This window comes from Caballeronia sp. LZ003, from assembly GCF_031451465.1.
In the GTDB taxonomy this organism is placed as follows: domain Bacteria; phylum Pseudomonadota; class Gammaproteobacteria; order Burkholderiales; family Burkholderiaceae; genus Caballeronia.
On the sequence record NZ_JARUXJ010000003.1, the window covers coordinates 335989 to 353348 of the forward strand.

Below are 17360 nucleotides of genomic sequence, written 5' to 3' on the forward strand. Positions count from 1 at the left end.
CGCGATCCTACGTCGCGAAGCGGCGAGCGCAAGTTTAAACCGCGAGACGGCTTATTAATATTGGCGGCGATGATTCAGGCTGATTGCGTCGAGCCTCGACGGCGACTTCGGTTGAATCCTGATCCGGCGTGCACTATGTTGGAACTCATCCTCTCAGTATTTCCCGAAGCGAGCGCACAAAGCAGCCCTGCCAATGAAGCGGAATTGAATAGTTGGGAGTCCTCGAACGGCCCTTTAATGCGGGTCATCCATTCAGCATGCATAGCGCATGCGATTCCACTTTGCCTTTTGCCATCACGATGCTTCGCGATGTTATCGAGAGGTCGCTAAGAAGTATCGCTTAGTCAACTTTGTTACCCAGCTTTCGAGCATCGGGATGACAGGGGGCATTGCGCTTTGCTTCTAGAGTAACGCTCTAGCCGTTGCGGGCGGTTGAGAGCCTGAGATTACCGGCTTTCGCAAATGGCCCGGCCGAATTTCTTCCCCTAAGAAGTGCGATAGGGGTCGCTGTCTTTAGCGATCCTCTAAGCAGCTTGCGCTAGCAAAACTCGTCGGCCTGTCGCGTCGATTCCATCACATATGGCAACGTCTCGCGACTCGACGCTAGCGCCTACGCCCTGTGCGCTCTCTACCGTTCTAACGGGCTACGCGTCGATCCAACAATTGCGCAATGTCGCACAACGCCTTTAAGACCAACTGTGTCCAACTTTTGTAGCCCTGAAACCGCCGCCATTCTTTCGAAATGAAAACTTCATATCAATCGGTATATGTTTCACTGTCAGGAAAACTTAACGCATTTTTTTCTTAATTTCACATTTACAGTCATCTCATAAGACGATAACCTTGCTTCCGTTCTCACCGATTCGGCATATCTTGCTTTAAGCAAGAATTCGCACAGCCGAATACGGTAATAGTTGCAACATCTAACGCGGTTTCTTGTGTCTTACGTTCGGTAGCTTCGATCGGCAGTTCCTGCAGTATCGAAAGCAATCGTTTGCTTACGTGCTGAGTACAAAGCAATCCGCGGAAAGCCGTGACTCGTCGCGCAGTCGACGTGGTGCTACGGCGAACCTCGCAACTAGCGAACTGTGTGCTAGCTGTCGGCGGAAAGTGCCGGCAACCTTTTAAACATGTGCGGGCGCTAGCCCGGCAATTAGTTATGCAAACTAACATGAATGAAAATCAGTCTTCCCATTTCCTGAAAGTTCTGTCGAAAACTAAAGCCGCAGCGCTTGCCACTGCTCTGGTCGCTTCCACGTTGCTAGCAGCTTGCGGTGGCGGCGGCGAAAGCGCAGTCGATGCCGCAGTCGACAAGTCTGCCGCCACGCCGCAATCGACCGAAAAGGCCGCAACCACCAGTTCCATCTTCTACGGCGCAAACGGCCACATCACGAACGGCGGCGCGTATGACACCACGTCGTACGCAACGCAGCTTTCGCAACTCCAAAATCTCGGCGTGAAGATTTACCGTAACGACGTGTACAGCCAGGCATCGGCGAAGGTTCTCGCCACGGTCGCAAAGCAGTTTGCGGCAGGCGGCGTACAGGTTTATCCGGTGATGCTGCTGGGCCTGAACTACAACAGCGAGCAGGCCGCCTATAACGCGGGCTACACGATGGGCCAGCAGACGGCGCAGACGTACAACTACACGTACTACGAAGTCGGCAATGAGCTCGAAGCAAACACGCTCTCTGGCAACTACGACGGCAACGTCTGGAACCATTACAGCAATCAGCCGTTCACAGTCGCGCGCGGGTTGATTCGCGGCATGATCGCGGGCGTGAAGTCGGTCAATAGCTCGGCGAAGATCATCGTCGACGGCACGTGGAAGCACACCGCGTTCTTTCAGATGCTTGCGGACGGCTCGCAGCCGGACGGCACGCATGGTCACCCGACTGTCAGCTGGGACATCACGGCATGGCACTGGTACTCGGACCAGGGCGACATGACCCACGCTTGCGGCAACACAGGTTGCCATGACATCCTCGGCGTGCTGAACTCGTTTGGCAAACCGGTCTGGATCAACGAGTACGGTGTGCGTCCGACCTACGGTACGTACTCGGCAATCGCGTCGTACTTCACCGGCAGCTTGATGATGCAGCAGTTTTACAACAACGCGGCAAAGTACAACATCCAGTCGATTCAGGCTTTCGAAATGTACGACGACAGCGAAGGCGCATACGGTCTTATGACGAGCGATGGCAAGACGCAAAAGCCTGCCTTCACCGCAGTCAAGAGTTTCATTGCAAGTCACCCGAAGTAAAGCGAGTCAGAAAGGGCCTTCGGGCTCTTTCTTTTCTTGTTCGGTAAGCGTTGAGGCCCGTTCCCATTCAACCGATGGTCACGTTCACCAGGTTGCACGTTACGTCACGATGCTCGCTAGCCGCATCAATTCCGACTGACGCGAGCAGGACGTTTTCTTGAGCGTTGCGGCAAGGTGCTTGCGTACGGTCGCAATCGACACGTCAAGAATCGCTGCGCATTCATTGACGCTGTGACCGCAGATCAACTCGCACAGCATCCGCGCTTCAGCCTGCGATAAGCCCAACACACTTTGGAGTGTCGCTACCTCCGGCCGGCGAAAAATATGACGGCGCTCAATGCGCAATACCGCTCGCGGCCGTGAGGAAAGCACAAGATCGTCCGCGCGCGTGATCACCATATGCCACGCATGTCCCCAAGCTCCAGTCACGACGATCGTGCTGCACTGACCGCAAGCCAGCGTCTTCGCTACGCTAGATTTGAGTCCTTCGTAGGCCTTCGCGTTCGGATGCATGAGCTGTCCATTGCGGATAGCGAGACCACCCTGGTCTCCAAGTAGGGCCAACGCGTTCGACATCTTGCACATGACGTTCAGATCGGCATCGACGGCGACGACCGTGGTCTCTTCGTTGAACAGATAATCGACCAGCGCTGCGGCATCGCTGCTTTCGAGCGCGACGGCCTTGACCGTCCGAGCGTCCGACATCGCTTCCTGCGCGTTGATCGAAACCGCCACGTTCATCTCCGATGCCACGATACATTCCAGCATTTCATCCCCTTCGGTGTTTTTTTAGGCCGGCATTGGAGCCATCACGTTGGCACTTTTGCATCGACCAGGCAGAGGCAATTTGTATGCCAAATCCTGCGAAGCCGTGTTGGACAAGAGGTTTCCAACAAGCCGATCACCGCTAGTTGAAATCCGCACGAATTTGAACCAGGTGGACCAAAACTGTTTCAGCCACGAACGTCCCGCTTTCGGTCGCTAACGTTTGCGCAGCGGCTTTTAAGGACGATCGACTCAACCGAACGAGCGTCTCAAACGCCCGCCGCACGTGCGTTCTCGTAACACCGTAACGTGTTCCCCGCGACACGAGTCGCGGAAGTTTCATGGCAGCGAGAGGTGTTCATTTGACCCATCGACATCCGCCATCGCCATCCGCCAGAATGCGTTCCATACCACTGCATCGCTTCGGCCAAACGAAGTTTGCAGGAATGACGACGAGAGGCTCGTATGCGACACGACGGCGATGCAAACAGGATCTCGACGAAGGGCGCGTGGCGCATGCCGCAGTTCTGGGTCGCGTCGATGACGTTCGTGACCACGGCCGCGCTACTCGGCAACATGGTCGATAACGCGGCATATGCTCAAGGCGCGCAGGACGCCGATTCGCCGTCGAGCGCTCATGGCTCCGCTTCGGGTAATGAAGCACGTGCGCTCGTCACGCTGCCGAACCCGCCGACGCCGAGTCCGCTTACGAGGGTCCGGCCGCAAGCGGCGTCGCCTGCACTCACCGACAGTGCGACGGTCAGCCGCCAGTCGACGATCACGGGCAGCAACACATTGCCCGCCAAGCCGGATGCCAGATCTCCACTCGTGGATACGCTTGGCGGGATCGTTACCAACGACGCGGTGACGCTGGTAGGCGAAGACTTCTATAACTTTTTTGCTCAGGCATGGACGCAGATGCCGATGAGCGAACGCTATAACGTGTCGGTCCATGAGCGTCCCTCTGCAAGATACGGCAGTCTGATCTGGGTCGAATACGATCAGCGTCGCGTGTTTCAGGCGTTCTTGCCTATTGCCCGGGCGAACGTGCGGCCTATTGCCGAAAGCGCGGCGGCGAGCGCGTTGCAGACAGTGCTGCAGGCGGATATATCGCGCCTGCTGTTTCATGAAGCCGATCTCGCATCGGATGAAATGTAAGTCGCGGCATACGGTAGCAGAAAGACAAAGACAGCATTCAAACGATAAAAGAGAGTTCGAGGAATTCGGGATGACTAACCAAAAGACCTTCACGCGGATACTGCTTACCGCGATTGCCAACGCGGGACTGATCGGCGGAGCGTATGCATCGCCGCTGGTGTACGAGCCCATCAATCCGACGTTCGGCGGGAATCCCGCGAATGGTCCTGTTCTCATGGATCAGGCGACCGCACAGAACAAGCATCAGGACCCGAGTCTGGCGAGCCTGACCAGTTCGCAGTCCACGCTCGATCAATTCAACAGTCAGTTGCAGCAGGCCATTCTGTCACGCGTGGCGAGTTCGGTGACGAGTTCGATCGTGGGCACGGATGGATCGCTCAAGCCAGGCACCATCAACACGGGCAACTTCTCGATCAACATCGCGCAGATAGCGAACGGCAATCTGCAAGTGACGACGACCGACAAGACCTCGGGTGCTTCAACGACTTTCGTGGTGAGCGGCGGCCAGTAACGCAGCCTACGCCAAATGCTGGAGCGAGGGCTGCGACCAGCCGTCATCCAGATCGATACCAACAAGAAACAGCAAGACACGGGGAATATCATGAACCGATTCGCACTCCGGGCAACGCTCGCGCTCGTCAGCGCCGCCGTGCTCACGCTCTCAGGCTGCGCGGTATCGCCGCAGAATGTGGCGGGCAACGCGACGCTCACGCCGCCCACGCGCGTGACCCGCGACCTCGTGCATCTGCCGCCGCCCAAGGGCCGCGTGCTCGCTGCCGTCTATGGCTTTCGTGATCTGACCGGTCAGTACAAGCCGTCGCCCGACAGTTCGTTTTCATCGCAGGTTACGCAAGGTGGAGCGTCGTTCCTCGTTGCCGCCATGCGCGATTCCGGCTGGTTCACGCCGGTCGAGCGCGAGAATCTTCAGGACCTGCTGACCGAACGCAAGATCATGCGCGCGCTCGAAACACCGGACGACAAGAACCGCGTCATTCCGCAGATCGGCGCGTTGGCGCCAGCCAGCATCATCCTCGAAGGCGGGATCGTGGCGTACGACTCGAATGTGAAGACCGGCGGCGCGGGCGTGGCGTATCTCGGGATCAGCGGCTCGCAGCAATATCGCGTGGATCAGGTGACCGTGAACTTACGCACCGTCGATATACGCAACGGGCAAATCCTGAATAGCGTCTCGACGACCAAAACCATCTACTCGTATCAAGTGGATGTCGGCGTCTACAAGTTCGTTGGCTTCAAGGATCTGCTCCAGGCTGAAGCAGGCTTGACGCGCAATGAGCCGGCGCAGTTATGCGTCAAGGAAGCGATCGAATCCGCAGTGGTTCATCTGATCGTGCAGGGACTGAAGAACCAGACTTGGGCGCTCAAGGACGACAAGGACTGGTACGACCAGACAGTTCAGCGTTATCTGCAGGAAAACCAGAACTACGTCGCGGAGATGGACAAGGTCAACACCTCGTATGACCCGTCGAAGGTCGAACCGGAAAAGGCATCGTCGGGCGGTTGATTCCGGCGCACGCGATTAGTAGCTCGCATCAGGAGCCGTAAATGAAGAACCAAAGAATCAAGAAGTCGCTCGCTCATAAAATATACGGAATGCTTATGATTGTTGCGTCGACCGCGAGTGCCGCTGACCTGTCCTTCATCTCGGACTTCGGTGCAGGGGAGCCGGCTTTCACGGTGAGCCGCCAAAGTGCGACGGTGAATCAGACGGGTTCAGCGAACACGGTGCAGGCCCGGCAAACCGGCGTCAACGCGATCACCATCAATCAGGTTGGCGTGGCGAACGTGGCGGCGTCGCAGCAAACCGGGACGCAGAACTGGCAGTCGCTGGTGCAATCAGGTAACGGCAATCAGTATGTCGGCGTGCAATCGGGGTCATACAACACGGCCAGCGTGACGCAACGAGGCAATAGCGACTACGCGTCGGTTACGCAATACGGGTCTCGCAACGACGCATCGGTGGCGCAACGCGGCAACGGTAATCAGGCAACCATCATTCAAGGAGGCGCCGGCAGCGGCATTCAGGTCCAGCAAACGGGTAACGGAGCAAAAGCGTTGGTGATCGCCCGATAAGCATACAACAACGAGCAACGAATCAAGGAGCAGCCATTCGATGAAACGACGAGTGAAGTAGCGGCAGCAGCAGGGGAAAGGCGGCAAGTGCACACCATGAAAAATGCCAAGCAGGCCGGACCGCTGAAATGAAAGCAAAAGCACAAACACGAAACCATCGTTCACTGGTTCATATAAGGGGTTGACCAATCATGAAGATCAAAGCATCCGTCGTTGCAATGGGGTTTCTGGCACTGGCCTCGTCGAGCGTGTTCGCCGAAGCCATCAACAACACCGTCACCGTGACCACGACCGGTACATACAACAATGCATTGGTTGACCAGAAGGACACGAACGGCGATAACGTCGCAATATCGCAGCAGGGCGGCCTTATCGCGGCCGGCAACCGCGCGAATGTCACCGAATCGAGCTCACGCGACAACACAGTTGTGATCAACCAGTCGAGTATGCTGAACAACGCATCGGTCAATACGAGCGGCGGTGCGGGCAATGCGACGAACATCGATCAGAGCGGTGTGCTTACCGCGGCCAAGGCGTCGGTCGTGCAGACGGGCGAAGTGCAGAACAAGGTCAACATCACGCAGACCGGCTTCGTGAGTGGTTCGAGCGCCAACGTGAACTCGAACAATGGCACCGGCAACACGACTTCGATCTATCAGACCGGCGTGAATTCGGCGAGCGTTGCGCAGAATGTCGGTTCGGATAACACGACAATCATCAGCCAGACCGGCGCGCTTGGCGTGGCATCGGTGGGCCAGGCCTCGTCGTCGGGTAACAACACGAATGTTCAGCAAGATGGCGCCAGCGGCAACGCGACGGTCTCTCAGACGCTCGGCTACGACAACACCACGAACATCGCGCAGCATGGCTCGCTGGAGACGGCAACGGTCTCGCAACTCGGCGCGCTCGGCAACACGACGCAGATTCTGCAAACCGGTCCGAGCAACACGGTAAACGTCGCACAGACTTTGTCGGCGGCCAACCTGACTTCCATCTTGCAGACCGGCTCGAATAACAACGCGGCCGTCTCGACGATGCTTGCGCTAGGCGGCAACGTCACGGTGTCGCAGATGGGCTCGAAGAGTCAGGCCTCGGTTTCGCAGGTGAGCGAAGCAGGTTCGAGCGCGACCGTGTCGCAAAGTGGCTCAGGCGTGAATAATGTCAGCACGTTGCAGCACAACGGCAGCGGCAACGAGATCACGTCGACCCAGGTTTCGACTGGCACGGCCGTCAACACGGCGGGCCTTTCGCAAGTCGGCGCATTCGGCTCGAAGCTCGATGTGCTCCAACATGGCAGCGGCAACAATGCGGTGGCGTATCAGGCCGGGATGGAAGAAACGCTGCTGGCATCGCAAGATGGCGTAAGCAACGAGTTGTACTCGTCGCAATCGGGCAGCGGCAACCGCATTGCATCGACGCAAGTTGGTGGAAGCAATTACGCATCGGTCACGCAAGCCGGTTCAGGCAACATCGCCACCGTGACGCAAACAGGCATCCACAACTCGACGACGATCGCTCAGCACTAAGGGGCGTAGTAAAGATCGTTGTGTGTGTTCGACTCGAACGGCCGAGCCCCCGGCCGTTTGATCGATGCTCTCCTTCACCCCGCGTGGTGCCGGTCGATATTCATAGCCACCACGCCGGGTGCTTTTTCATTCAGACGCGCTTTGCCTTGAAGGAGCCGATCATGATCGCGTTCTCCGATGTCGCCGTGTCCTTCGATGTCACTTCCGCCAACGGTTCGATCCGCGTCGTTCCGTACGTCGTCAGCGTGTACGACACCGGCCTCGACTACGACTTGCACGTGCTCAAGTCGGGAGCGTCAGGCACGTCGAACGTGTCGCAGTCGGGCAGTTTGCACTTGCGCGGTGGCGAGAGCCGAGCGGTCTCGACGCTTGCCGTGTCATCGGCGAAAGGGGAGGCTTGCAAGGTCAGCATCACGTTGATGCAGGCCGGGCGTGTGATCCGTACGGTCAGCACGGATTGCGGAACTGGCAGCGCTTACCAGGCGACTCGTTGAAAGCCCGAGCGGCCGTTTGAACCATCAACTTTGCCACTGAGTTTTCAATCGTTCGATGAACCATTTGCCTGCCGGTCCGGGCGGCTGCGAAGGCTGCTGAAAGATGGACATCGTCAAAAGCCAGCCGCTGGGCGGCATCTCGTCCGTATCGAGAACAACCAGCGTCCCTGCGGCGATGTCTTTTTCGACCATATGAAAAGGCATGCCTCCCCAGCCCACGCAGTCCTTTAAAAACGCATATTTGGTGGACAAGTCCGCCAAGCGCCAGGTTGAAGCGGAGGCCACACCGAAGTCGCGACCTGCCGTGAGATCGGATCTGTCGGTCAGCACCAGTTGAACGTGGCGGCCAAGCTCACGCCGTGTTATTCGGCGACCGATGGCTGCAAGCGGATGCTGCGCCGAAGCCACCGCGACCACGGGCACGTCGCCGAGCCGCTCGCTCGTCAGCGATGAAAATGCCTGTGGCAGCGGCGGTAGTATGCCGAGACTGCATCGGCCGTCGAGAACGGGTAGATAAGCCGCTCCCAGTCCTTCGACGAAGAGACGTAGCGGCGTCAGTGGAAACTGCTCGGCGAAGGCCTTTGCGACTGCACTGATCACGTCAGTCGGGAAGAAAACGTCGACCACTACCGAGAGTTCGGCTTCCACGCCCGATGTCATGAGCCTCGCACGCGCCTTCAACGCATCCACCCCGGCGACGATATTGCGAGCATCCGCGAGCAACAACGCGCCCTCTGGCGTGAGCTTCGGGAATCGTCCAGAGCGCTCGAAAAGAATGACGCCCGTTTGATCTTCCAATCCTCCGACCCAGCCACTTACCGCCGACTGAACGCGATTGAGTTTTCGCGCCGCCGCCGAAAAGCTGCCCTCATCCACGGCGGCGATAAAGGTTCTGAGTTGGTCCAGCGATATTCCATCGAGCATGGCGGCTATCCATCTCCGAGCGTGATGGATTGTATCTCGATATGCCGTCTTCCCAGATCGTTCACGCACTGACACGATCTACTTAAGCAACGACGTACTCGTGACCAACCAAAAAAGGAATTCTCATGACTTATTCGATCATCGGGAGCGGCAGCGTAGGCGCCGCGATTGCCCGTCAATTCGCTCGCAGCGGCATCACGGCAGGCGTCGCGAACACGCGCGGGCCGGAATCCATCGCACCTATCGCGCAAGAGCTCGGCGACAAGATCGTACCTATGACGTTGCAGGACGCGCTCAAGGCCGACGTGATCATTCTCGCGGTTCCGTTCTGGGCGCATCGCGATGTCGCCAAGGCTATGGCTAGCTGGCAAGGCAAAGTCGTCATCGACGCCACAAATGCCTATGGCGTGCCGCTAAACGAACTGGACGATCTGCCTTCCTCGGCGGTCGTGGCGAAGGCGCTGCCGGGCGCGCATTTGGTCAAGGCGTTCAACCATCTGCCCGCGCGCCTGCTTGCGCAGGAACCCGCGACTTCAGCGGGACGCCGAGTGCTCTTTTTATCGAGCGATGATGAGGGCGCCAATGCAACCGTCGCGGCGCTCGTCGAACGGCTCGGTTATGCGCCGGTCAGTCTCGGCAAGCTCGCCGAAGGCGGACAACTCGTGCAGGCCCGTGACAAGCATTGGGCGGCGTTGATCTTTCAGGACCTGTTTAAGAAGGAGCAATGAGCCCTGTACGATCATGTCATCGGACCCAAGCCGTATGACCGGGGAAGGTCGCCTATCCGTGCGCTCGATGACATATAAAGGCGCCGCTTGAAGTCGTGTGGAAGTTGCTCGTCGATGCAAAGTAGGGGTCGAGCGACTACTGCGTGCCTCTATAAAAACGCATTCAGCGCACCCGCCGTGACGAATACAGCGATAGTCCGCTTGACATGCGAGCGGATCTCGTTGCGAAGATCATCGAGGTTTTCATCCATCAATGCTCTCATGAGCATTGGCGGAACGATTGCATCGAGCATCTGAGTGGCGATGATCAACGCATTGCGCTTGATGGCAGCGCGCGTACTGGCGTCGCGCGCAATTTGCGAATGTTCCGCCATCAAGCTCGCGACCGCATCGATGCCGCGCAGGCGCCCCGCCTCGCGTGTCATTTTCGCCAGCGACGGAAATCGCGGCGCGTCGGCTACCACCACTCTGATCAACCCGATCACCTCGTCGTCGAGCAAGCGTGTGACGAGCGCGCGCGTCACCCCTTCGAGTTGCTCGACGAGAGCAGAGGATTGCGGCGCCTCGAACACGGGACGCAAGCACCGCTCGCAATTTCGTTTGACCACTTCGGCGAAGAGCGCTTCCTTGCTCGGATACCGACTGTACAACGTTGCCTTGCCTGCGCCCGCCGCCTCGGCGATGCGCTCCAGCGACGCTCCAGCGAAACCCTGCTGCAGAAAGACGGTACTCGCCGCGTCCAGAATGCGCTCTTCCACATCGCCTGCCATCGCGTTGGACGGACGGCCTTTCTTCCGCGAGAACATGGCTCCTATGGGGCATAGGGAGGCATGTCCGTTGCCATCTTTCATCGTGCGTTTCACGGCTGATCCTTGCATAAATCTCCAGCGCAAGATTAACACAGACGCCGCTTATTAAAAAAAGAACGAGACCGTTCCGTTCTATTGTAGAATGCATCTCAATATTCGTTGGGAGACTGCAATGGCCGGAAGTGAAAGCGAAGATAGCAAGCCCTCCGGCGATGCCGGAGAAGGCGACCGCGAGCAAGCCGACAAGAAGCCGGGCGAGGAAACGTCCAAGCCGATGAGCCCGAAGCGCAAGCGCATGAATGCCATCATCGGCGGAACGGTATTACTGATTTGTGTGGCTGGAGGCGTTGCGTACTGGCTCCATAGCCGGCACTACGAGAGTACCGACGACGCGTTCATCGACAGCAATCAAAGCCAGATTGCATCGCAGGTGAACGGTCGCGTGATCGAATTGCTGGTGGCGGATAACCAGCACGTCGAAAAGAATCAGCCGCTCTTGCGCATAGATCCACGCGACTTCGAAGTGAAGCTCGAACAAGCCGAGGCACAGGAAGCCAATGCCGTTGCGCAAGTTGCGCAGGCGCATGCCGACCTGCTGTATCAGCAAGCCAATCTCGCGCAGCAGACCGCGCAGGTGCGCGTCGCGCAGGCCGATCTACTGCAGGCGCAGCAGGATCTCGCGCGCTATACGGGCACGGACCCGGCCGCCATCACGCGTCAGCAACTCGAACAAAGTCAGGCGACCACCAAGAGCGCGCTCGCGAGGCTCGATAGCGCGAAGCAGGCCGTTCAGGCGGGCGAAGCGCAGGTCGCGTCGCAACGAACCAAGATCGACGCCGCTCAGGCATCGGTGCGTCAGACGCATGCGGATGTCGATAACGCGAAGCTGCAATTGAGCTACACGGAAGTCGTCGCACCGCAGGCAGGGAAGGTGACGCGCCGCACCGTGAACCTTGGCAACTACGTGACGCCCGGACAGGCGCTCGTTGCAGTGGTGCCCGACGAGATGTGGGTCACCGCGAACTTCAAGGAAACGCAGCTCGTTCACATGAACGTGGGACAACCCGTGGATGTCACCGTGGATGCTTATCCGGACAAGGTTCTCCACGCGCATGTCGAGAGCCTGCAACGCGGTACGGGCTCGGTGTTTAGCAGCCTGCCTGCGGAAAACGCCACGGGCAATTACGTGAAAGTGGTGCAGCGTCTGCCCGTGAAGATCGTCTTCAATGGCGACGACTGGCGCAACATGCCGCTCGCGCCGGGTCTCTCCGTCAGTCCGCGCGTGACGGTACGTTGACATGGCCGCTACGCACGCAGCATTGCCGAGGTCGGCGGCGGGGCCCTTCAATCCGTGGCTCATCGCGGTCATCGTGTCGATTGCCACCTTCATGGAAGTGCTCGACACGACCATTGCGAACGTGGCGCTCAGGCATATCGCGGGCGGACTCGGTGCGAGCCTCGACCAGAGCACGTACATCACGACGAGCTACCTGGTGAGCAACGCAATCGTCTTGCCTATCAGCGGATGGCTCGCGAACGTGATCGGGCGCAAGCGCTTCTACATGATCTGCGTGTTCCTGTTCACGGTCAGTTCGGTGGCGTGCGGCTTCGCCACCTCGCTGCCGATGATGATCGTCTTTCGCGTGCTGCAAGGACTGGGCGGCGGCGGTCTCGCGCCGGTCGAGCAGAGCATTTTCGCGGACACGTTCGCACCGGACAAGCGCGCGATGGCGTTTGCGCTGTATGGCTTTACGGTCGTCACGGCGCCCGCCATCGGACCGATGCTTGGCGGCTGGATCACCGAGAACTATTCGTGGCACTGGGTGTTCCTCATCAACCTGCCGGTGGGGATGGTTTCGCTCGTCCTGACGTGGATGTTCGTAAGCGACAGCAAGCTCGTTCAGCAAGAGCGTCGCGCGCTGCTCGACCGAGGCTTGCGCATCGACTATCTCGGCTTCTTTCTGGTGGCGGTCGGCTTCGGCTGCCTGCAGATCGTGCTGGATAAATTCGAGCGCGAGGACGGGTTCTCGTCGAACTTCATCTGCTCGTTCGCGGCGGTTGCATGCGTCGCATTGGTGGCGCTGGTCTTTCGTGAACTGACGACCGCGCAACCAATCGTGAACTTGCGGCTTTTCAAGTCGCGCGCATTCGCCATCAGTTGCGGCGTCATGTTCGCGTTCGGGTTCATCATCAACAGCACGACGCAGATTCTGCCGCAATTCACGCAGGAACTACTTGGCTACGATGCCACCAACGCCGGCCTCACACTTGGCTTGGGTGGTCTCGTCACGTTGTTCTTCATGCCCGTGGCGGGCATCGTGACCGGGCGCGTGTTCCAGCCCAAATGGCTCGTGATGATGTCGCTTGCGGGCACGGGCGTCGCGTTACTGCATTCGGCGGGTCTCGATCTGAACATCGGCTTCTGGGACGTCTCGTTGTCGCGGCTTTATCAGGTCATCTGGCTGCCGTTCCTCTTTATTCCGCTTTCGACCGTGCAGTTCATCGGCATTCCGCCGGAAGAGAACAACAACGCATCCGCGCTCATCAACATGATGCGCAATCTCGGCGGCAGCTTCGGCGTGTCGCTCGTGACGACGCAACTGGCGTGGCGCGATCAGTTTCATCATGCACGGCTCGCCGAGCACATCACGCCGTATAACGGCTTCGTGAATGCGCTCGGCTCCATCGCCGGACGGGTCGAGCAACAGGCGTCCGTCATGAGTTATCTCGACGTGTTCATCATGCTCGGCGTCATATCCCTCGTGCTGTGTCCCGTCTGTATCTTGTTGCCGAAGCTGCCGAAGGGGGCACAAGTCAATGCGCATTGATTATCGATGGATTCCGTTTGTCGCGTTCCTGTCGGCCTGCACGGTCGGCCCGAACTTTCAGCGTCCTGCATTGCAGACACCGGCGCCGTGGCCCGAAACGCAGTCCACGAGCGAGGCTAACCGGTCGGTCGCGGTGCCCGAACCTGTCGATCCGCAATGGTGGAACAGCTTCGGCGATCCCGTGCTGACCGAGCTCGTCACGCGCGCGATGGACAGCAATCTCGACATCAAGGTCGCGGCGGCGCGGCTCCTGGAGTCGCGTGCGCAGCTTGGCCAGACGAAGGCCGACGAGCTTCCGACGCTAAACGGCAACGCTTCCTACACGCGCGAGCTGCAGAGCGCCGATGGCGTCATCGGCTTGCTGGGCGGCGGCGGGTCATCGGCCACGGATACGAACGGGCTCGGCGGACGGCAAGGCGGTGTTCCGACGTCGAGCGCGGCGCAAAACGCACTGCCGCCGTTCAATTTGTATCAGTATGGTTTCGATGCATCGTGGGAACTCGACCTCTGGGGCCGCGTGCGACGCACGACGGAAAGCGCGAGCGCCACGGTCGAAGCGCAGAACGAGGCGCGGCACGATGCGATCGTCTCGACCGCCGCCGAAGTCGCGCGCGATTATCTGAATCTGCGTGGGACGCAGGAAAAGCTGCGTATTACGCGAGAGAATCTGGCGTTTGCAGAGCGTACCGTGCAACTCACGGAGGAGCGCGCGAAGCATGGACTCGCTACCGATCTCGATGTCGCCAATGCGCAGAGCCAGGCCGAATCGAATGCCGCGGATATTCCGCAGGAAGAGCAGCAGGAAGCGAAGCTGATCAATGCCATCGGCGTGCTGCTTGGCGAGTATCCGCAAGCGCTTGCGGCGAAGCTGTCGCCGCCATCCGCCGTGCCGATGGCGCCGCCGCGCGTGCCGGTCGGGCTTTCATCGGAACTGGCGCATCGGCGGCCGGATATCCGCGAGGCGGAGGCGCAGCTTCATGCGGCAACGGCGAGCATCGGCGCGGCGAAGGCGGACTTCTTCCCCAAGATCACGCTGTCGGGAAGCGTCGCCATTCAGGCTACGCAATTCACGAATCTCGGTAGTTGGGGCGCGCGCAGCTACAGTGCGGGGCCAAGTCTTTCGCTTCCCATCTTCGAGGGTGGCCGCCTGCGTGCGACGCTCGCGTTGCGGGAAGCCCAGCAACAGGAAGCGGCGATCACGTACCGCAAGACCGTGCTGTCGGCATTCCAGGAAGTGGATGACGCGCTGACGGGATTCGCCGCCGAACAGCGCCGCCGCGATCGCCTGGAGGCAAGCGTGCAAGCGTCCAAACGCGCGCTCGACATTGCAAACAAGCGCTACATTCGTGGCCTGTCGAACTACCTCGACGTGTTGACGGCACAAAAGGCGTTGCTCACCGCCGAGCAGCAATGGGTCGACAGCACCGCGACGGTATCGACGAATCTCGTCGCGTTGTACAAGGCGCTCGGCGGCGGCTGGGATACGCAAGACGGCGCGTATGCGGCGCTTTCCGCCAAGCAGGAATAAGGCGCACAAGCGCGCGTTCGCGATGCCTCGATGACGGCTTGCGCGAGAACGAGGCTACACTCAGGCTTTTCCAAGCCGGAACGCGCTGTGCCCAAAGTGTCCACGATTCGCGAAGTGGCGGAACATGCCAAGGTCTCGAAGGCAACCGTATCGCGCTACCTGAACGGCAGCCTCGCGTTGCCGCCGGACACAGCCGAACGCATCGACGCCGCCATCGCGGCGTTGAAGTACCGGCAAAACAGCCTTGCTCGGCGCCTGAGCCTCGGCAGCAGCGAGACTATCGGCTTGGCCATGCCGGACGTGGCGAATCCTTTCTTCGCGGAGATCGCCGACGAAGTGGAGCTGGCCGCTTCCGAGCATGGCTACGGTCTGTCCTTGTGCATCACGCGCAACCAGTTCGCTCGCGAATCGTTGTATGTCGGCTGGCTCGACATTCAGCATCTCGACGGCCTGATCCTCGTCTCCAACCGTCCCGACGACGGCACGCTGCGCACCCTCATCGGCACGCGCGGCAATATCGTCGTGATCGACGAAGACGTGCCCGGCGCGGACGTGCCCAAAGTGCTCGTCGATAACGTGCAGGGCGGCTATCTCGCCACGCAGCATCTGATCGAGGCGGGGCATCGGCGTATTGCTCATATCAGCGGCCCGCTCGGTCTTTTCACCGTGCAGGAGCGTTGCGAAGGGTATCGACGGGCGTTGGCGCAGGCGAATATCGAATTCGATGAAACGCTCGTCTGTTTCGGCTCGTACGAGCGCGAGTTCGGCGCGACGGCGCTCGGCCGTCTGCTTGCGCTGCCGTCGCCGCCCACGGCGATTTTCGCGGCGAGCGATTACCTCGCGGTCGGCCTGCTCGAAGCGCTGCGCGATCGACGCATCGACGTGCCGCGCGATATGTCGATCGTCGGCTTTGACGACATGGAGTTTGCGAGCCTGCTGATGCCGCCCATCACGACGCTTCGGCAGTCCGCGCGCGATCTCGGCCGCACGGGCGTCGAGTTGCTGCTTGCGCGTCTTTCGGGCGGCGGACCGTCCGCCGTGCGGCGGCTGCCCGTGAGTCTGATCCAACGCGCGTCCGTCGCGCCGCCACGTTCGCGCTGAACTCAGCGTCAACGCCACTCCACGCAAATTCTAATTTTGACCGGTTGACACGAAAGGGGCGTCGGCCGTAGCCTAAGTAAACCGGTTTACAAAGCGGCGCGTTTTCATCCGCGCCCTCTGAAGTTTCAACCATGCCAGGACCAGCCGACGAGTCGCTCGTTCTGCGCCTTTGCGATGGAGGAGCTGTGATGAACGCCATGCTGTCACGCCGGATCATGTCCGCGGTCGCCGTGATGTCCGCCGGATCGCTGATTGCACTATCGGGCGGCGCGCACGCCGCCGACAAGAAGAGGATCGCGCTGGTCCAGATCAATCAGGAAGCGCTCTTCTTCACCCAGATGGATGACGGCGCGCAAAAGGCCGCGAAGGCCGCGGGTGCGGACCTCGCCATCTTCAATTCGAACAATGACCCGAACGCGCAGAACAACGCCATCGAGACATACATCCAGCAGAAGGTGGATGCGCTTCTCGTGGTCGCCATCGACGTGAACGGGATCAAGCCGGCGATTGCCGAAGCAAAGAAGGCCGGCATTCCGGTCGTCACCATCGACGCTATCGTGAACGGCGATAACGACGTGCAAGTCGGTGTCGACAATCTCAAGGTCGGCAAGGACATCGGCACCTACACGGCCGATTACGTCAAGAAGTCGCTTGGCGGCAAGGCAAGCGTGGGCGTGGTCGGCGCGCTGAATTCGTACATTCAGAACGTGCGTCTGGACGGCTTCAAGGCCGGTCTCGCGGGCGCGCCCAATGCGAAGATCGTGTCCACGGTCGATGGCCAGAACGTGCAGGATCAGGCGCAGACGGCCGCCGAAAATCTCATCTCCGGCAACCCGAACATGCAGGTCGTTTATGCAACCGGCGAACCGGCCGTGCGCGGTCTCGTGGCCGCCGTGTCGGCGCAACGCGCGACGGATCGCGTCAAGATTTTCGGCTGGGACTTGAGCGCGCAGGCCATCAAGGGCATCGATCAGGGCTTTGTCGTGGCCGTGGTGCAGCAGGACCCGGAAGGCGAAGGCAAGGCGGCCGTCAACGCCGCGCTCAAGCTGATCGCGAAGCAACCGGTCGAGAAGAACATCTCCGTTCCGGTGACCATCGTCACCAAGGCGAACGTGGCGAAGTATCGCAGCGTGTTCAAGTAGGCC

General features: G+C 59.6%; 16 protein-coding genes and 1 pseudogene. 13 read left to right on the plus strand and 4 right to left on the minus strand.

Features of this window, described 5'->3' with window-relative positions; all coding sequences use genetic code 11:
* The first annotated feature begins 1171 nt into the window (after positions 1 to 1171).
* A complete protein-coding gene (locus QCE79_RS19560; protein WP_244832454.1) occupies positions 1172 to 2263 on the plus strand; it encodes a lipopolysaccharide biosynthesis protein in 1092 nt (363 codons plus the stop codon).
* Positions 2264 to 2362: 99 nt separating this feature from the next.
* On the opposite strand, the gene QCE79_RS19565 is transcribed toward QCE79_RS19560, so the two are convergent.
* On the minus strand, positions 2363 to 3031 hold the full coding sequence (locus QCE79_RS19565; protein WP_309847085.1) for a LuxR C-terminal-related transcriptional regulator: 669 nt from the start codon (positions 3029 to 3031) through the stop codon (positions 2363 to 2365).
* 462 nt (positions 3032 to 3493) lie between these two features.
* On the opposite strand from QCE79_RS19565, the gene QCE79_RS19570 reads away from it, so the two are divergent.
* The 6 genes from QCE79_RS19570 to csgH all read left to right on the plus strand — a co-directional run bounded on the left by QCE79_RS19570 (position 3494) and on the right by csgH (position 8297).
* On the plus strand, positions 3494 to 4186 hold the full coding sequence (locus QCE79_RS19570) for a curli production assembly/transport protein CsgE (protein ID WP_250495242.1): 693 nt from the start codon (positions 3494 to 3496) through the stop codon (positions 4184 to 4186).
* A 70-nt stretch (positions 4187 to 4256) separates the two neighbouring features.
* Positions 4257 to 4697 carry a curli assembly protein CsgF gene (locus QCE79_RS19575; protein WP_244832457.1) on the plus strand — a complete coding sequence of 147 codons (441 nt, stop codon included), beginning with the start codon at positions 4257 to 4259 and terminating at the stop codon, positions 4695 to 4697.
* A gap of 90 nt (positions 4698 to 4787) precedes the next feature.
* A complete protein-coding gene (locus QCE79_RS19580; protein WP_309847089.1) occupies positions 4788 to 5708 on the plus strand; it encodes a CsgG/HfaB family protein in 921 nt (306 codons plus the stop codon).
* Between the two features lie 95 nt (positions 5709 to 5803).
* Positions 5804 to 6277, plus strand: a complete 474-nt coding sequence (locus QCE79_RS19585; protein ID WP_309847092.1) for a hypothetical protein — start codon at positions 5804 to 5806, stop codon at positions 6275 to 6277.
* Positions 6278 to 6468: 191 nt separating this feature from the next.
* A complete protein-coding gene (locus QCE79_RS19590; protein WP_309847094.1) occupies positions 6469 to 7803 on the plus strand; it encodes a hypothetical protein in 1335 nt (444 codons plus the stop codon).
* A gap of 161 nt (positions 7804 to 7964) precedes the next feature.
* Positions 7965 to 8297, plus strand: coding sequence for a curli-like amyloid fiber formation chaperone CsgH (gene csgH / locus QCE79_RS19595; protein ID WP_250527847.1), 333 nt, complete (start codon positions 7965 to 7967; stop codon positions 8295 to 8297).
* 24 nt (positions 8298 to 8321) lie between these two features.
* Here csgH and QCE79_RS19600 read toward each other — a convergent pair whose 3' ends face one another.
* Together QCE79_RS19600 and QCE79_RS19605 are read right to left on the minus strand one after the other, a co-directional pair.
* Complete coding sequence (locus QCE79_RS19600; protein ID WP_309848249.1) at positions 8322 to 9023, minus strand: substrate-binding domain-containing protein; 702 nt, start codon at positions 9021 to 9023, stop codon at positions 8322 to 8324.
* Positions 9024 to 9038: 15 nt separating this feature from the next.
* Positions 9039 to 9221: pseudogene (locus QCE79_RS19605) on the minus strand (LysR family transcriptional regulator); the annotation flags it as partial.
* 125 nt (positions 9222 to 9346) lie between these two features.
* Between QCE79_RS19605 and QCE79_RS19610 the strand changes: the two are divergent.
* Entirely contained in the window at positions 9347 to 9949 is a 603-nt protein-coding gene (locus QCE79_RS19610; RefSeq protein WP_309847099.1) for an NADPH-dependent F420 reductase, read from the plus strand.
* Positions 9950 to 10098: 149 nt separating this feature from the next.
* Here the strand turns inward: QCE79_RS19610 and QCE79_RS19615 are convergent, their stop codons facing one another.
* The gene (locus QCE79_RS19615) at positions 10099 to 10755 is read right to left on the minus strand and encodes a TetR/AcrR family transcriptional regulator (RefSeq protein WP_309847101.1); all 657 of its coding nucleotides are present in this window, start codon (positions 10753 to 10755) and stop codon (positions 10099 to 10101) included.
* A 175-nt stretch (positions 10756 to 10930) separates the two neighbouring features.
* On the opposite strand from QCE79_RS19615, the gene QCE79_RS19620 reads away from it, so the two are divergent.
* The 5 genes from QCE79_RS19620 (at position 10931) to QCE79_RS19640 (ending at position 17357) form a co-directional block, all read left to right on the plus strand.
* On the plus strand, positions 10931 to 12055 hold the full coding sequence (locus tag QCE79_RS19620; RefSeq protein ID WP_309847104.1) for an HlyD family secretion protein: 1125 nt from the start codon (positions 10931 to 10933) through the stop codon (positions 12053 to 12055).
* Between the two features lies 1 nt (position 12056).
* A complete protein-coding gene (locus QCE79_RS19625) occupies positions 12057 to 13586 on the plus strand; it encodes a DHA2 family efflux MFS transporter permease subunit (protein WP_309847107.1) in 1530 nt (509 codons plus the stop codon).
* Positions 13576 to 15114, plus strand: a complete 1539-nt coding sequence (locus QCE79_RS19630) for an efflux transporter outer membrane subunit (RefSeq protein ID WP_244832413.1) — start codon at positions 13576 to 13578, stop codon at positions 15112 to 15114. The genes QCE79_RS19625 and QCE79_RS19630 overlap by 11 nt, the downstream gene beginning before the upstream one ends.
* A gap of 87 nt (positions 15115 to 15201) precedes the next feature.
* A complete protein-coding gene (locus QCE79_RS19635; RefSeq protein ID WP_250468323.1) occupies positions 15202 to 16215 on the plus strand; it encodes a LacI family DNA-binding transcriptional regulator in 1014 nt (337 codons plus the stop codon).
* Positions 16216 to 16403: 188 nt separating this feature from the next.
* Positions 16404 to 17357 carry a substrate-binding domain-containing protein gene (locus QCE79_RS19640; RefSeq protein WP_309847115.1) on the plus strand — a complete coding sequence of 318 codons (954 nt, stop codon included), beginning with the start codon at positions 16404 to 16406 and terminating at the stop codon, positions 17355 to 17357.
* Positions 17358 to 17360 lie beyond the last annotated feature (3 nt).

Coding starts and splice junctions, on each gene's coding strand:
- QCE79_RS19560 (WP_244832454.1), top strand. CDS start 1,172: ATGAATGAAAATCAGTCTTCCCATTTCCTGAAAGTTCTGTCGAAAACT.
- QCE79_RS19565 (WP_309847085.1), bottom strand. CDS start 3,031: ATGCTGGAATGTATCGTGGCATCGGAGATGAACGTGGCGGTTTCGATC.
- QCE79_RS19570 (WP_250495242.1), top strand. CDS start 3,494: ATGCGACACGACGGCGATGCAAACAGGATCTCGACGAAGGGCGCGTGG.
- QCE79_RS19575 (WP_244832457.1), top strand. CDS start 4,257: ATGACTAACCAAAAGACCTTCACGCGGATACTGCTTACCGCGATTGCC.
- QCE79_RS19580 (WP_309847089.1), top strand. CDS start 4,788: ATGAACCGATTCGCACTCCGGGCAACGCTCGCGCTCGTCAGCGCCGCC.
- QCE79_RS19585 (WP_309847092.1), top strand. CDS start 5,804: ATGATTGTTGCGTCGACCGCGAGTGCCGCTGACCTGTCCTTCATCTCG.
- QCE79_RS19590 (WP_309847094.1), top strand. CDS start 6,469: ATGAAGATCAAAGCATCCGTCGTTGCAATGGGGTTTCTGGCACTGGCC.
- csgH (WP_250527847.1), top strand. CDS start 7,965: ATGATCGCGTTCTCCGATGTCGCCGTGTCCTTCGATGTCACTTCCGCC.
- QCE79_RS19610 (WP_309847099.1), top strand. CDS start 9,347: ATGACTTATTCGATCATCGGGAGCGGCAGCGTAGGCGCCGCGATTGCC.
- QCE79_RS19615 (WP_309847101.1), bottom strand. CDS start 10,755: ATGTTCTCGCGGAAGAAAGGCCGTCCGTCCAACGCGATGGCAGGCGAT.
- QCE79_RS19620 (WP_309847104.1), top strand. CDS start 10,931: ATGGCCGGAAGTGAAAGCGAAGATAGCAAGCCCTCCGGCGATGCCGGA.
- QCE79_RS19625 (WP_309847107.1), top strand. CDS start 12,057: ATGGCCGCTACGCACGCAGCATTGCCGAGGTCGGCGGCGGGGCCCTTC.
- QCE79_RS19630 (WP_244832413.1), top strand. CDS start 13,576: ATGCGCATTGATTATCGATGGATTCCGTTTGTCGCGTTCCTGTCGGCC.
- QCE79_RS19640 (WP_309847115.1), top strand. CDS start 16,404: ATGAACGCCATGCTGTCACGCCGGATCATGTCCGCGGTCGCCGTGATG.